Annotated in this window: 13 protein-coding genes and 1 tRNA gene; 4 read left to right on the top strand and 10 right to left on the bottom strand. The window is 72.5% G+C overall.

Annotation, left to right across the window (positions count from 1 at the left end):
* Positions 1–167: 167 nt before the first annotated feature.
* The 7 genes from IF55_RS08020 to ehuB all read right to left on the bottom strand — a co-directional run bounded on the left by IF55_RS08020 (position 168) and on the right by ehuB (position 5115).
* Positions 168–692 (bottom strand): hypothetical protein, encoded by a 525-nt coding sequence (locus IF55_RS08020; protein WP_245661090.1) that lies wholly within the window; start codon positions 690–692, stop codon positions 168–170.
* A 226-nt stretch (positions 693–918) separates the two neighbouring features.
* A tRNA-Lys gene (locus IF55_RS08015) sits at positions 919–992 on the bottom strand.
* A 54-nt stretch (positions 993–1046) separates the two neighbouring features.
* Complete coding sequence (locus IF55_RS08010; protein WP_030875341.1) at positions 1047–1808, bottom strand: IclR family transcriptional regulator; 762 nt, start codon at positions 1806–1808, stop codon at positions 1047–1049.
* Between the two features lie 242 nt (positions 1809–2050).
* Entirely contained in the window at positions 2051–2857 is an 807-nt protein-coding gene (gene ehuA, locus IF55_RS08005; protein WP_030875342.1) for an ectoine/hydroxyectoine ABC transporter ATP-binding protein EhuA, read from the bottom strand.
* The gene (gene ehuD / locus IF55_RS08000) at positions 2847–3497 is read right to left on the bottom strand and encodes an ectoine/hydroxyectoine ABC transporter permease subunit EhuD (RefSeq protein ID WP_030875344.1); all 651 of its coding nucleotides are present in this window, start codon (positions 3495–3497) and stop codon (positions 2847–2849) included. Before ehuD ends, ehuA begins: the two co-directional genes overlap by 11 nt.
* Positions 3494–4216, bottom strand: a complete 723-nt coding sequence (gene ehuC / locus IF55_RS07995; protein WP_030875346.1) for an ectoine/hydroxyectoine ABC transporter permease subunit EhuC — start codon at positions 4214–4216, stop codon at positions 3494–3496. The genes ehuD and ehuC overlap by 4 nt, the downstream gene beginning before the upstream one ends.
* On the bottom strand, positions 4213–5115 hold the full coding sequence (gene ehuB / locus IF55_RS07990) for an ectoine/hydroxyectoine ABC transporter substrate-binding protein EhuB (RefSeq protein ID WP_030875349.1): 903 nt from the start codon (positions 5113–5115) through the stop codon (positions 4213–4215). The genes ehuC and ehuB overlap by 4 nt, the downstream gene beginning before the upstream one ends.
* A gap of 176 nt (positions 5116–5291) precedes the next feature.
* Between ehuB and IF55_RS07985 the strand changes: the two genes are divergently transcribed.
* A complete protein-coding gene (locus IF55_RS07985; RefSeq protein WP_030875351.1) occupies positions 5292–5792 on the top strand; it encodes a DUF3830 family protein in 501 nt (166 codons plus the stop codon).
* Here IF55_RS07985 and IF55_RS07980 read toward each other — a convergent pair.
* Together IF55_RS07980 and IF55_RS07975 are read right to left on the bottom strand one after the other, a co-directional pair.
* The gene (locus IF55_RS07980) at positions 5773–7194 is read right to left on the bottom strand and encodes an amidase (RefSeq protein ID WP_030875353.1); all 1422 of its coding nucleotides are present in this window, start codon (positions 7192–7194) and stop codon (positions 5773–5775) included. The genes IF55_RS07985 and IF55_RS07980 overlap by 20 nt on opposite strands.
* Complete coding sequence (locus IF55_RS07975; RefSeq protein WP_048831676.1) at positions 7191–8180, bottom strand: D-2-hydroxyacid dehydrogenase; 990 nt, start codon at positions 8178–8180, stop codon at positions 7191–7193. The genes IF55_RS07980 and IF55_RS07975 overlap by 4 nt, the downstream gene beginning before the upstream one ends.
* A gap of 220 nt (positions 8181–8400) precedes the next feature.
* Here IF55_RS07975 and IF55_RS07970 point away from each other — a divergent pair, with 220 nt between their 5' ends.
* The 3 genes from IF55_RS07970 to IF55_RS07960 all read left to right on the top strand — a co-directional run bounded on the left by IF55_RS07970 (position 8401) and on the right by IF55_RS07960 (position 11603).
* Positions 8401–9393 (top strand): maleate cis-trans isomerase family protein, encoded by a 993-nt coding sequence (locus IF55_RS07970; protein ID WP_037962544.1) that lies wholly within the window; start codon positions 8401–8403, stop codon positions 9391–9393.
* 63 nt (positions 9394–9456) lie between these two features.
* Positions 9457–10242 (top strand): maleate cis-trans isomerase family protein, encoded by a 786-nt coding sequence (locus IF55_RS07965; protein WP_048831675.1) that lies wholly within the window; start codon positions 9457–9459, stop codon positions 10240–10242.
* A gap of 233 nt (positions 10243–10475) precedes the next feature.
* Complete coding sequence (locus IF55_RS07960; protein WP_245661109.1) at positions 10476–11603, top strand: LLM class flavin-dependent oxidoreductase; 1128 nt, start codon at positions 10476–10478, stop codon at positions 11601–11603.
* 228 nt (positions 11604–11831) lie between these two features.
* Here IF55_RS07960 and IF55_RS07955 read toward each other — a convergent pair whose 3' ends face one another.
* Positions 11832–13724 (bottom strand): putative bifunctional diguanylate cyclase/phosphodiesterase, encoded by a 1893-nt coding sequence (locus tag IF55_RS07955; RefSeq protein ID WP_078643821.1) that lies wholly within the window; start codon positions 13722–13724, stop codon positions 11832–11834.
* Between the last annotated feature and the right edge of the window lie 83 nt (positions 13725–13807).

Here is a 13807-nt window from a genome sequence, read left to right as displayed (position 1 = left end):
GCGGCGAGGAGAAGGAGCAGCGCCGTGACGGCGAGCGGCCGGCGGGAGCGCGGCATGCGGCTTCTCCTCTCTGGTGACCGGTCTCTGCCGCCCGGTGTGGGTCCGGGCCCGGGTCCGGACCCGGGCCCGGTCGGCGGCCACCATCGTACGGGCCGCCCTCGCCGCCGTCAGGCGGCAGCGGCGTCGTCGCGCTCGATGGCGCGCAGCGCCGTCCGCTGCGCGTACCAGAGCAGGGTGACCGTGGTGGCCGACATCAACACGGCGAAGAGCAGATGACCGAACGTACCGGCGACGGCCAGCCCGACCGCCCCCAGCACCACGTGCGCGCCGAGCCGCAGCAGGACCAGCGCGATGGCCACCTTCCGGGTGCCCTTGCCGCGCCACAGCCGCTTGGCGAGCCGCACCCGGGACCGCAGCACGGTCAGCGAGATCACGATGTTGACCACGGCCATGGCGATCAGCGGGTACATCGCCTGCGGGTAGGCGCGCAGCAGGTCGTAGGCGGAGGACATGAGGCCCTCGAAGGCGAAGAACCAGACGGGGAGGGGCTTGATGGGCTTGCCGTCCGCGGTCTTGGCCGGCCGGGCCGCCTCCGCGGCCACCGTGTCCGCCACCGCGGCGTCCGCCACCGCGGTCGTCTTCGCCTGGTCGGTGTGGTGCGGGGCCTGGGGGAGCGGGAGCGTCGTCGTCATGGGGATAAGCCTGCTCGCCGCAGCCGCGGCCGGGCAGAGCCGCCGATAACGGCCTGGCCATGACATAAGTCATCGGCCCCCGGCAGCGGACGAGCGACCCCGGCGCGTACGAGATCCTGGCCGCCCGGCCCGTACGAGCACCCGGGACCCGCCCGTACGAGAGCACGGCACCCCGCCCGTACGAGAAAAGGCCCCCCACCGAAGTGGAGGACCCTTTCCCTGTCTGTGCGCCGCCAGGGACTCGAACCCCGGACCCGCTGATTAAGAGTCAGCTGCTCTAACCAACTGAGCTAGCGGCGCTCGCTGACAAAAGAAATACTACCTGCTCCCAGGGGGTGCTCCTGACACCCGCCGTCACAGCGTGAGCGACAGCAGCAGCGGGGCCGCCGAGCGGTTCAGGGTGTCGGCCGCCTGGCGCAGCCGGTGGGCGTGTTCCAGGGGGAGGGAGAGGGCCAGGCAGCCGACCGCGTGCCCGGCCGTGATGGGGACGGCGGCGCAGACCGTGCCCACCGCGTACTCCTGGAGGTCGAGTACGGGGACGGTCGCGGGCTGGCTGTCGAGCTTGGAGAAGAGGACCTTCTCGTTGGTGATCGTGCGGGACGTGAGCCGCGCGGTCTTGTGGCGCGAGAGGTGGTCGCGGCGGTCGTCGTAGTCGAGCTGGGTGAGCAGGCACTTGCCGACGGCGCTGGCGTGCGCGGCGGAGCGGAAGTCGACCCACTCGTTGACCTTGGGGGTGCCCGGGCCGTCCGCGTACTGCGTGATCTTGACTTCGCCGTCGATGTAGCGGCTGATGTAGACGGCCGCGCCGAGGGAGTCGCGCAGCGCGTCCAGGGACTGCTGGAGCTTGCCCTCCAGGGCTCCGCGCCGGTCGCCGCCGCCGGAGCCGAGCAGGAGCAGCGCCTCGCCGACGGCGTACGTGCTGTCCGTGACCTGCTCCACGTAGCGCTCGCGGCGGAGCATGCGCAGGAGGTGGGCGAGGTGGCCGGCGGGCAGCCCCGTCTCGCGTGCTATCTGCGCGTCGGTGACGCCGCCGACGTGCTTGGCGACCGTTTCGAGCACGCGCAGGGCGTACTGAACCGAGTGGAACGGCGCGGTCGGCTCGGGCTTGAGCGCCACGGATTCCCCCTAGCAGTTTCCAGCAGGTTGCCGCTTGCGCTTCCACGATAGCCGCCAAGAGGGGGAAATGGGGCGGTTGTTGGCGAGAATTGTGGCGCGCTCCGACGCTGTGTTCAGGAGCGCACCACCCTGGCATATGTCAGTGGAATAGAAGTGAGGGTATGGACTCCATACGGACTCCTACCGCGCCGATCTCGCGCCGTGCTGATCTCACACTGTGCCGATCTCACGCCGCGCCGATCTCACAGCACCGCGCTCAGGAATTCCCGGGTCCGCTCGTGCTCCGGCTCGGTGAAGATCTTCTCCGGCGGGCCGGACTCGATGACCCGGCCCGCGTCGAACATCAGCACATCGTCGGAGATGTCGCGGGCGAAGCTCATCTCGTGCGTCACGCACAGCATGGTGATGTCCGTGGTGTGCGCGATGTCGCGCAGCACGTCCAGCACGCCGGCCACCAGCTCCGGGTCGAGCGCCGACGTCACCTCGTCGAGCAGCAGCACCTGCGGCCGCATGGCCAGCGCCCGGGCTATCGCCACCCGCTGCTGCTGGCCGCCGGAGAGCTGCGTCGGGTACGCGTCGCACCGGTCGCCGAGCCCCACCAGGTCCAGCAGCTCGCGCGCCCGTTCCCGCGCCGCGTCCTTGCCCAGCCCCAGTACGTGCACGGGGGCCTCCATCACATTGCGCAGCACCCGCATGTTGGGGAAGAGGTTGAACTGCTGGAAGACCATCCCGATGTGCTTGCGCACCTCGCGGGTGTGCTTCTCGCCGGCGGGGACGAGCCTGCCGTTTCTCTCCTCGTGGGTGAGGTAGTCGCCGGCCACCTTGATCGTTCCCTCGTCCGGCCGCAGCAGCGTCATCAGCAGCCGCAGGATCGTGGTCTTGCCCGATCCGGACGGGCCGATGAGGGTCACGTGCTTGCCGGGCGCGACGGTGAAATCGAGGCCGTCGAGGACCGTATGGTCGCCGAAGCGCTTGGTGACGCCGTCGAAGCGGATCAGTTCGCGGCCCGCGTCGGGGGCCGCGCTCGGGGTGCGGGATTCAGTGGCCAAGGCGTCGCTCCAGGGCTCGCATCAGTAGAGATGCCGGATAGGCGATGACGATGAAGGCGATGCCGACCATCGTGAACGGCTCCACGTACTGGAAGGTCCGGGCGCCCTCCAGCCGGGCGTTCTGGAGCATGTCCAGGACGCCGATGATCGCGAGGATCGGGGTGTCCTTGAGCATCGCGATGACGTAGTTGCCGAGCGCCGGGACCACGCGGCGGATCGCCTGCGGCAGGATCACGGCGGTCCAGGTGCGGGCGCGGGAGAGGCTGAGCGCGGTGGCGGCCTCCCACTGGCCGACGGGCACGCCGTCGATGCCCGCCCGGTAGACCTCGGCGGTGTACGTCGAGTAGTGCAGGCCGAGCGTGATCACCCCGGTGGTCAGCGCCGAGAACTTGATGTCCCAGGTCGGCAGCACGTAGAAGAAGAAGAACAGTTGCACCAGCAGCGGCGTGTTGCGGATGAACTCGACCACCGCCGTCACCGGCCAGCGCACCCAGCGCGTGGGCGAGCGGTAGGCCAGCGCCCACACCAGGCCCACCGCGAAGGCCAGCAGCGCGCCGAGCGCCGTCGCCTCCAGGGTGACGCCCAGCCCGTGCAGCAGCTCCGGCCAGAACGCGCGGGCGGCCTCCCAGTCCCAGCTCACCGCTCACCTCCGGCGGGCAGCGCGGTCCCCGGCCTCGCCCCGCGCCGCGGGAAGACGCCCTTCTCGGGGGCCTGGCCGAGGCCGGCCTTGGCCTTGCGCTCCAGCAGCCGCATCAGCCGGGTCAGCACGAAGGCCAGCACGAAGTAGATGGCCAGGATGATCGCGTAGATCTCCAGGCTCGCGCCGGTCGCCAGCCGGGAGAGCTGGGCGGCGAAGGCGATGTCGGCGACGCTCATCACGGAGACCAGCGCGGTGCCCTTGAGCAGTTCGATCAGGAGGTTGTTGAAGGGCGGGATCATCTCCGGGACCGCCTGCGGCAGGATCACCCGCCGCATCCGCTGCGCGGGGGTGAAGCTCAGCGCCACGGCCGCCTCGCGCTGCGCGGGCGCCACCGCGGCCAGCGCGCCGCGCACGATCTCCGAGCCGTACGCCCCGTAGGACAGGCCCAGCGCGAGGACGGCCGCCCACATCGGGACGAGCTGGAGCCCGAAGGCCAGCGGCATCACGAAGAACAGCCAGAACATCAGCACCAGCGCCGACGTGCCGCGGAAGACCTCGACGTAGACGCCGGTGACGAACCGGACGATCCACAGCGGGGAGGTGCGGGCGATGCCGACGCCGAAGGCGACGACCGCCGCGAAGGCCGCGCTGTAGACGGTGAGCTGGATGGTGACCCAGATACCGGGCAGCAGCCAGTGCTGCCAGAGGCCCGTTGTCATTTCCCGCACAACTCCTCTGCGGTCAGATTGGTCATCTCGGTTCTGGTGAAGCCGAACGGGCGGATGATCCGCAGCAGTTCGCCGGACTTCTTCATCTTGTGCAGCTCGGCGTTGAAGGCGTCGCGGAGCTTTGTCTCGCCGGGCCGGAAGGCGAACGCGCCGGCGCCGTGCACATCCTTTCCGTCCATTTGCGGAAGGAATGGTTCCGTGGATTCGACCTTGGCGCCGGGGTTCTGCCGAATGACATTGCGCACGGTCAGGCTCGTACCGGCGAAGGCGTCGACGCGGCCCTGTTCCACGGCGAGCAGCCCGGCCAACTGGTCCGGGTAGACCTGGACGTCGGCGACGCCCGCGTTCTTCGCGTACTCCAGTTCGGCATAGGCGGTGCCGCTGCCGAGCCGGGCCCCGGACCGCTTGACGTCGGCGTAGGTGCGCAGTTGCTTCGGGTTGCCCTTGCGGACGATGAACGCGTCCTGGACCTCGTAGTCGGGGTCGGCGAAGATGACCTGCTCGCAGCGGCCGGGGTTGATGAACATCCCCGCCGAGATGCCGTCGAACTGCTGGGAGTTGAGGCCGGGGATGAGGGAGTTGAACTCGGTCGGCACCGGCTGGACGCGGGCCACCCCCAGGCGCGGGAATATCACCTTCGCCAGCTCCGGGGCCTCGCCGGTGAATTCGCCGTTCTTGTCGATATAGCCGAAGGGGATCTCTCCCGCGATCCCCAAGCGGATCGTGCCCTGCGATTTAAGTCGCGCCAGCAGATTCCCCCCGTCCTCCGCGTCCGCCGTCGACACCCGGCCGCAGCCGACGGCGCCCAGCAGACCCACTGCCGCCCCGCCCGCGATCAGCGAGCGGCGGCGCATCACCATTCTCCTGTTGTTCTCCATGGATGGAGCCATGGGCGCGCGGGTACCCCGCTCAACTGAATATATGCAGATCGTTTTCGTACCTTGATACGGCCGTTGTCCGGCGGGTCGATGTGCCGCAATCAGCTGTGAAATCAGGCAAGCTGAGAGGCAGTCAGGAACAACCGAGCGGAGAACCGAAGGCGAGCCGAAGCAGGAGAGGAACGGCGATGAGTGATCAATTCATTGAAGTCTCGCTCGACAAGCGGGGCGTGCGCTGCACGGCCCGGCTGCTGACCGACCGGGCCCCGCTGACCTGCGCGGCCGTATGGGACGCGCTGCCGCTCGGCGGCGACGTCTACCACGCGAAGTACGCGCGCAACGAGATCTACGCGCTGCTGCCGACGTTCGCCCTGGAGGAGCCGCCGCTGGAGAACCCGACCGTCACCCCGATCCCCGGCGACCTCTGCTACTTCACCTTCTCCGAGACCGAGTTGGGCACGAAGGCGTACGGCTACGAGACCCGGGCCAAGCACCGGGGCCGCTCCCAGGTCGTCGACCTCGCGCTGTTCTACGAGCGCAACAACCTCCTGATCAACGGCGACGCCGGCTGGGTCCCGGGCATCGTCTGGGGCACCGTCGTCGACGGCCTCGACCGCATGGCGGACGCCTGTCAGGACCTGTGGCGGGCCGGGGCGCTGGGGGAGACCCTCAGCTTCCGCCGGGCCTGACCCCCTCGGCGACCCCCGCCTCGTACAGCGCGTGCGCCGCGCGCAGCACCACGGCGTCCGCGTGCCGGGCCGCCACCAACTGCGCGCCGATCGGCAGCCCGCCCTCCGACAGGCCGCACGGCACCGTCGCGGCGGGCTGCTGCGTGAGGTTGAACGGGTAGGTGAAGGGCGTCCACCCCGTCCACCGCGTGTGCTTCGAGTCCGGCGGCACCTCGTGCCCCGCCTCGAACGCCGTGATCGGCAGCGTCGGCGTCAGCAGCAGGTCGTACTCGCTGTGGAAGCGCCCCATGGTCTGGCCGAGCGCCATCCGCGCGTCCACCGCCGCCAGGTAGTCCAGCGCGCTGTACGACTCGCCCAGCTCGACGATCTCCCGCAGCCCCGGGTCCAGCAGTCCCCGCTCCGCCGCGCCGAGCGGCTGCACGACGCGCGCCGCGCCGCTGAACCACAGCGTGTGGAACGCCTCCACCGGGTCCGTGAACCCCGGATCGGCCTCCTCCACCCGCGCGCCCAGCCGCTCGAACAGCTCCGCCACCCGCCGCACGGCCGCCGCGACCTCCGGGTCGACCACACCCTGCCCCTCCGGGCCGCCCGCGCCCAGGCTCGGGCTGTACGCGATCCGCAGCTCCCGCACGCCGCCGCGCAGCGACTCCTGGAACGTCGTGCCGGGCGGCCCCAGCCCCGACCAGTCCCGCCAGTCCGGGCCGCTGATCACATCCATCAGCAGCGCCGCGTCCGCCGCGTCCCGCGTCATCGGCCCGACGTGCGAGAGCGTCCCGAAGGGGCTCGCCGGATACAGCGGAACCCGCCCATAGGTGGGTTTGAAACCGAAGATTCCGCAAAAGGAGGCCGGAATGCGGACCGAGCCCCCGCCGTCCGTCCCCAGGCTCAGCGGCCCCGCCCCCAGCGCCACCGCCGCGGCGCTGCCGCCGCTGGAGCCGCCCGCGGTGCGCGACGGGTCGTACGGATTGCCGGTGACCCCCGTCAGCGGGCTGTCCGTGACGCCCTTCCAGCCGAACTCCGGCGTCGTCGTCTTCGCCAGGAACACCGCGCCGTGCTCGCGCAGCCGCGCCACCGAGGGCGCGTCCTCGTCCCAGGCCGGCCCCTCGGCCCGTACGGTCCGCGAGCCGCGCAGCGTCGGCTCGCCGCGCATCAGCAGCAGGTCCTTGACGGTCACCGGCACGCCGTCCAGCAGCCCCGAGGGCTCCGCCCGCAGCCACCGCGACGCCGCCGCCTCGGCCTCCCGCAGCGCGGCGTCGGCGGCCACCCGGGTGAAGGCGTTGACGCCGCGCGGCGCCTCCTCGATCCGGGCCAGGTTGGCGCGGACCACCTCCACCGGGGAGAACGCGCCCGAGCCGTAGCCGGCGAGCAACTGGAGGGCCGTGAGATCGGCGAGTGAGGTCATACGGTCCTCCGCGAGGAATCGGTGGTGCCCGGCGCCCCGGAGTCGGCCGGCACGTAGCCGAGCCGCTTGTCCACGACGTTCAGCAGCGGTTCGCCCGCCGCCCAGCGGTCGAAGTTGTCCTGGAACTGTGCCGCGAGATCGTCCCGCCAGCCCGCCGTGTCCCCGCTCATGTGCGGCGAGACGAACAGCCCCGGCACATCCCACATCCGGCTCTCCACGCCCAGCGGCTCGCTCTCGAACACATCGAGGGCCGCGCCCGCGATCCGCCGCTTGACCAGCGCCTCCACGAGATCGTCCTCGACCACCAGCGGGCCCCGGCCGACATTGACGAAGCGGGCGGCGGGCTTCATCCGGGCGAACGCGGCCCGGTCGAACATCCCCCGGGTGGCCTCCGTCAGCGGCGCCGCGCACACCACCCAGTCGGCGGACGGCAGCAGCCCGTCCAGCTCGTCCGCGCCGCGCACGCCCGCCCGGGCCGTACGCCCGACCAGCTCGGTGACGATGCCCAGCGCCGCGAGCGTACGGGCCACCGCCTGGCCGATCGGCCCGCCGCCGACCACCACGGCGCGCGTGCCGGCCAGCCGCTGCGTCTCGCGGTGGCGCCAGCGGCGCTGCCGCTGCAGCTCCCAACTGCCCGAGAAGTCCTTGGCCATGGCGATCACCAGCCCGGCGACGTACTCGGCGATCGGCTGCTCGAAGACGCCGCGCGCGTTGGTGAGCAGCGTCGAGCCGGCGGCCAGCGCGGGGCAGAGCAGATGGTCCACCCCGGCGCTCGCGGTGTGCACCCAGCCGGGCCGCGGGCCGGGGCCCGGCCACGCGTCCGGGACGGCCCGGCTGGCGAAGTCCCAGACCAGCAGCACATCGGCGGTCGGGAGCAGTTCGGGGAAGGAGGCGTCGTCGCAGACCACCACGGTGGCGCGGGCTTCGAGACGGTCGAGCCGGACCGGTGGTTCGGTGCCGAGGACGAGAACGGTGCTATCGGACATAGGCGGGAAACCGTTTCGAAATGGGGGTCCGCTTGTGTGTCGGGAGGCAGTCGACAAGTAGCCGGAGATATGAGGATTGACCACGCTAGGGACCTGAAACTACCGTCGTCAATAAGGCGCTGATTATGCCGACGGAACACCTTCTGTCCCGACGTCCCGGCACTGGCCGGCATCCTGTTTCACCAGGTCAATGGCCCTGCTCTCCGTATTGGAGCGCGATATGGACGTCTCCTCCTTTCTGGGCGGTCCGCGGCCGCAGTGCGGCGTGGGGGTGGTGGCCCCCTTCGATTTCGCGCTGGACCGGGAACTGTGGCGGTGGGTCCCCGACGAGGTCTCCCTGCATCTGACCCGGACGCCCTTCGTACCCGTGGAAGTCAGTCTCGACCTCGCCCGGCTGGTCAGCGAGCGCGAGACGCTGCGCCACGCCGTGCAGGCGCTGTCCGCGGTCGAGCCGGACGTGGTCGCGTACGCCTGCACCTCCGGCAGCTTCGTCGGCGGCGTGGCCGGCGAGCGCGCGATGTGCGCGGCCATGACGCACGAGGGCGCGGTCCCCGCCGTGACGACCTCCGGTGCGCTGCTCGACGCGCTCCGCGAGATCGACGCCCGGCGCATCGCCGTGGTCACGCCCTACACGAGGTCCGTGACCGACTCGCTGGAGGAGTATCTGGCGGGCGCGGGCATCACGGTCACCGGCCGCGCGTACCTCGGCCTCACCCGGCACATCTGGAAGGTGGCCTACCGGGACGTCGTCGACATGGCCCGGCAGGCGGTGGTGGGCGCGGCCGACGCGCTCTTCATCAGCTGTACGAACCTGCCGACGTACGACGTGATCCCGCAGTTGGAGGCCGAGCTGCGGATGCCGGTGCTCTCCGCCAACCAGGTCACGGTCTGGGCGGCGCTGCGGCTGATCGGGGCCCAGGCCGTGGGCCCCTACCAGGCGCTGCTGGACCCCGTCGCCAGATCGGGCCCGGCGGGAATGGCGTCGGCGCCGCCGGCCCGGTCGTTGCCGCTCCCGGCCGCCCCGTCCCTGCCCCCGGTGCCGTCCGTGCCGTCTGCGCCCGCCGTGCCCGCTGTACCGCCTCCTCCGCCCGAGGCGACGTCGATACCGCCCGTCGCCGGGGCCGCGCTCGCGGGCCCGGCCGCCGTGCCGGACGACGAGCCGGCCGAGGGGTTCGACCCGCCGGGCCGGGCGCTGTCGGAGGACCCCGGCTAGCGCGACCGCACCCCTCTCCTCTCCCTTCGCCCCTTTTCCATCCCTCTCAGCCAGGAGCCGCAGATGCCCCACGCGCCGCAGACGGGACCCCGAACGGCCCCCCGGGCAGCCCGGACGGAGCAGCCGCCCACCGTCGGTTTCCTCTACCCCGGATACTCCGCGGAGGACGACTACCCGCGCCTCGCGTCGCTGATCGGCGGCGTCCGGCTGCCGCTCGTCCACACCGACATCGGCGAGGACGCCCACCGGGTCGACACCCTGCTGGAGATGGGGTCCACGGCCCGGCTCGTGGCGGGCGCGGCCGAGCTGCGGCGGCGCGGCGCGGGGGCCGTGGTCTGGGCCTGTACGAGCGCGAGCTTCGTGTTCGGCTGGGACGGCGCGCACGAGCAGGTCCGCGAGGTGTCGGCCGCCGCGGGGCTGCCCGCCTCCAGCACGTCGTTCGCCTTCGCCCACGCGGTACGGGCCGTGGGCGCGGAGCGCGTCGCGGTGGCCGCGACCTACCCGGCGGACGTGGCCGAGTACTTCACGGCCTTCCTGAAGGCGGCCGGGATCGAGGTCGTCGCGACCCGGGGCAGCGGCATCATCACGGCCGCCGAGGTCGGCACGTGGGGCCGCGAGGAGGTGCTGGCCCTCGCGCGGGCCGGCGACCACCCCGCGGCCCACGCCGTGCTCCTCCCGGACACCGCCCTCCACACGGCGGCCCACCTGCCCGCCCTGGAGGCCGCCGTGGGCAAGCCCGTGCTCACCGCCAACCAGGTCACGGCCTGGGAGGGCCTGCGCCTGATCGGCCACGCCGCGGCCTGCCCGGCCCTCGGCAGGCTCTTCGGGAGCGACCGCCCGGCCCCGTAGCCGGCGGGGTGCGTACGGCCCGCTCGTACGGGCGGGGGCCGGGCAGCTCGTACGGCGGTGCGTACAGTCCGCTCGTACGGCCCCTCCCTACGGCCCCTCCCTACGGCCCGGAAATTCCGCGGCGGCGGGAATAAACGGAGAGCAACTCCGGTTGGTCGTGGGTGACCGATGGGCGGACCAGCGCGGATCCGCCGCCGACAGAGCGACCGGAGAGGCGGGCCACCGTGGCCGAAGTGCGGGACAAGGACGGCGTCGACGAGACCCACGACACCATCCGGGCCGAGCCCAGGGGCAGCGCGCCCGTACCCCTGTCCGTGCTGGACCTCGCGACGGTCGGCAGCGGGCTGACCGCCGGCCAGGCGCTGCGCACCACGGTCGAGCTGGCACAGCTCACCGAGCGGCGCGGGTTCCAGCGGTTCTGGGTGGCCGAGCACCACTCCATGCCCGGCGTCGCCTCGTCGTCCCCGGCCGTCATCCTGGCCCACCTCGCGGCGCACACGGACCGCATCCGCCTCGGCTCCGGCGGCGTGATGCTCCCCAACCACGCGCCCCTGGTCATCGCCGAGCAGTTCGGCACCCTCGAAGCCCTCGCGCCGGGCCGGGTCGACCTCGGCCTCGGCCGCGCCCCCGGCACGGACGGCGCGACCGCCGCCGCGCTGCGCCGCACCGACCGCCTGCACGAGGGGGCCGACGAATTCCCGCAGCAGCTCGCCGAGCTGACCCGGTTCCTGGACGACGACTTCCCCGATGGCCACCGCTACGCCCGTATCCACGCGGTCCCCGGCCCCGTACAGGGCAGCGTCCCCGGCGGCGTGCAGTCCGCGGACCGGCCGGTGATCTGGCTGCTGGGCTCCTCCGGGTTCAGCGCGCGCCTCGCCGGGACGCTCGGGCTGCCGTTCTCCTTCGCCCACCACTTCTCGGCCGCCAACACGATCCCCGCGCTCGACCTCTACCGCGAGTCCTTCCGCCCCTCGGCGGTCCTCGACCGGCCGTACGCGAAGATCGGCGTGCAGGCGTTCGCCGCCGAGGACGCGCGGGACGCGCTCGGCCAGGTGCGCACGGGCGCGCTGTCGATGCTGCGGCTGCGCACCGGCCGGCCGGGCCTGGTGCCGTCCCCCGAGGAGGCGGCGGCGTACGAGTTCAGCCCCGCCGAGCGGGAGTTCGTCGACAGTTGGCTCGCCAACGTGGTGTACGGCACGCCCGACGAGGTGCGCGCGGGGCTCGACGGCCTCGTCAAGCGGACTGGCGTGGACGAGCTCATGATCACGGCCAACGCGCACGGCCGGGACGCGCGGCTGCGCTCGTACGAGCTGATCGCGGACGCGTACGACCTGCCGCACCTCCCGGCCGCGGGCGCCTGACGAGCCCGCGCGGCATGTACCGGGCCGCGCGCGCGAAGCCCGGTCGGCGCTCGTACGAGCCGCCTCACCTTGCTGCCGCGGGCGCCTGACGAGCCCGCGGCACGTCCCCGGCCGGGTGCGCGAAGCCCGGCCGGCGCTCGCCCGGCTGCCGGTGGGAGAGGAGCGCCCGGTGCCACCGCTCGGCCGCCGGCGGGGGAGGCGCCCTCTCTGCCAGGGGGCGGCCAGGCTTCAGCCGCCGCTGTACGGGTGGCCCTCCCCGGCCGCGCGGCCGTCCTCCGCGGGGTGGCCCTCCTCCGTGGCGCGGCCGTCGTCGGCCTGGTGGCCCTCGGAGCCCACCAGCGCGGAGATCAGCTCCGGTGTCACCGGCCGGGAGTAGAACCACCCTTGGCCGGTGTCGCAGCCGATCCGCCGGAGCCTGCGCGCCTGCTCGGCGCTCTCCACGCACTCCGCCGTGACCTTGAGCCCCAGCCGGTGCGCCAGCTCCACCAGCGCCTCGACGATGGTCTCGTCGGCCGGGTTCGGGTGCTCGTCGGTGCGGAAGCCCCGTACGAACGAGCCGTCCAGCTTCAGCGCGGAGACCGGCAGCCGGCTGAGGTAGGCGAGGTTGGAGTAGCCGGTGCCGAAGTCGTCGATGGCGATGGCCACGCCCATGTCGCTGAGCTGCTGGAGCTGTTGCAGCGGCCGCCCGGCCGAGCCCATCACCGCGGACTCGGTCAGCTCCAGTTGGAGGAGGCGGGAGGGCAGCCCGGTCTCCCGCAGCACCGCCGCGACATCGGCGACCAGATCCGAGTCCCAGACCTGACGCACCGCCACATTGACGCTGACGGTGATCGGCGCCTCGGGGTGCGCGAGCTGCCAGCGGCGGGCCTGGCGGCAGGCGGTGGCCAGCACCCAGCGGCCCAGCGGGACGATCGCGCCGTTCTCTTCAGCAAGTCCGATGAACCGATTCGGCGCCAGCGTGCCGAACTGCGGATGGCGCCAGCGCACCAGCGCCTCGACGCCCCGTACGGCCCCGTCGTCCAGCCCCACCAGGGGCTGGTACTCCAGCACGAACTCGTCCCGGTCCACGGCCGGCCGCAGCGTGCTGGACAGCGCCTGGCGCGTCATCCGGTGCGCGTTGCGCTCCGGGTCGAAGAGCGTCCAGCGCGCCTTGCCGTCCTCCTTGGCCCAGTACAGCGTGGTGTCCGCGGCCTGCATCAGCTCCGTGGCGTGGGTGCCGACGGACGGCCGCTCCACGACGCCGATGGACGCCGAGACCGCGAGCCGCTGCCCGGCCACGTCGAACGGTCGCTGCAGCGCGGCCAGCACGGCGGCGGCGAGGTCCGCGAGCTGCTCGGTCCCGGAGGAGCCCTCCACCAGCAGCGCGAACTCGTCGCCGCCGAGCCGCGCCACCAGATGGCCGCCGGGCGCCGCGCACTCCGTCAGCCGCTGCGCGACCTCGGTCAGCAGCCGGTCGCCCACCCGGTGGCCCAGCGTGTCGTTGACGGCCTTGAAGCCGTCCAGGTCGAGGTAGCACAGCCCGATCCGGCCGCTGCCGCCCAGCTCGTACGTCGCCGACTCCAGCGCCATGGACAGCCGCTCGAAGAACAGCCCGCGGTTGGGCAGCCGGGTCACCGGGTCGTGCATCTGGAGGTGGCGCAGCCGCGCCCGCAGGTCGTAGCGCTCGCTGATGTCGGCCACCGACAGCAGCGCGTTGCAACTGTCGGGGAGCGGCGCGACGACGATCTCGGCCCACAGGGCGCCGCCGCCGGGCTGGGGGAGCCGGCGGGTGACGCGCAGCCGGTCGCGGCGGCCGTGCAGCACCTCGCGGTACGCGGCCCAGGTGCGCGGGTCGGCGCGCAGGTCGGCCAGGTCCGCGGCGGGGGTGGCGGTGAGCCGCGCGGGTTCCGCGCCGAGCAGCGCGCCGAGCGCCGCGTTCGCGGTGAGGATGAAGCCGCCGCGGTCGACCACGGCCATCGCCAGGTGCGCGCCGTCGAAGGCGGCGCGGTAGTCGGCGAGACAGTCGGGCCGGTACTCGGCGCGGTATCCGGCGGGGTGGGCGCCGGTGGCTGCGCTACGTTCAGTGATCGTTGGCAGCGCCGTTGCGGGCACGCCGCCCTGGCCGTCGGGGGTTCCGCTCACCGCTCGCTCCCGCGTGGCTTTGCTGGAAATGTGGCGATCATAGAGGTTCACGCGAGGGCCGTTCCAGCGACTCAGTCGTGATC

This window comes from Streptomyces varsoviensis (assembly GCF_000718635.1).
GTDB lineage: Bacteria > Actinomycetota > Actinomycetes > Streptomycetales > Streptomycetaceae > Streptomyces > Streptomyces varsoviensis.
Note: the sequence above shows the minus strand (reverse complement) of the source record. Positions and strands in the feature narration are given on the sequence as shown.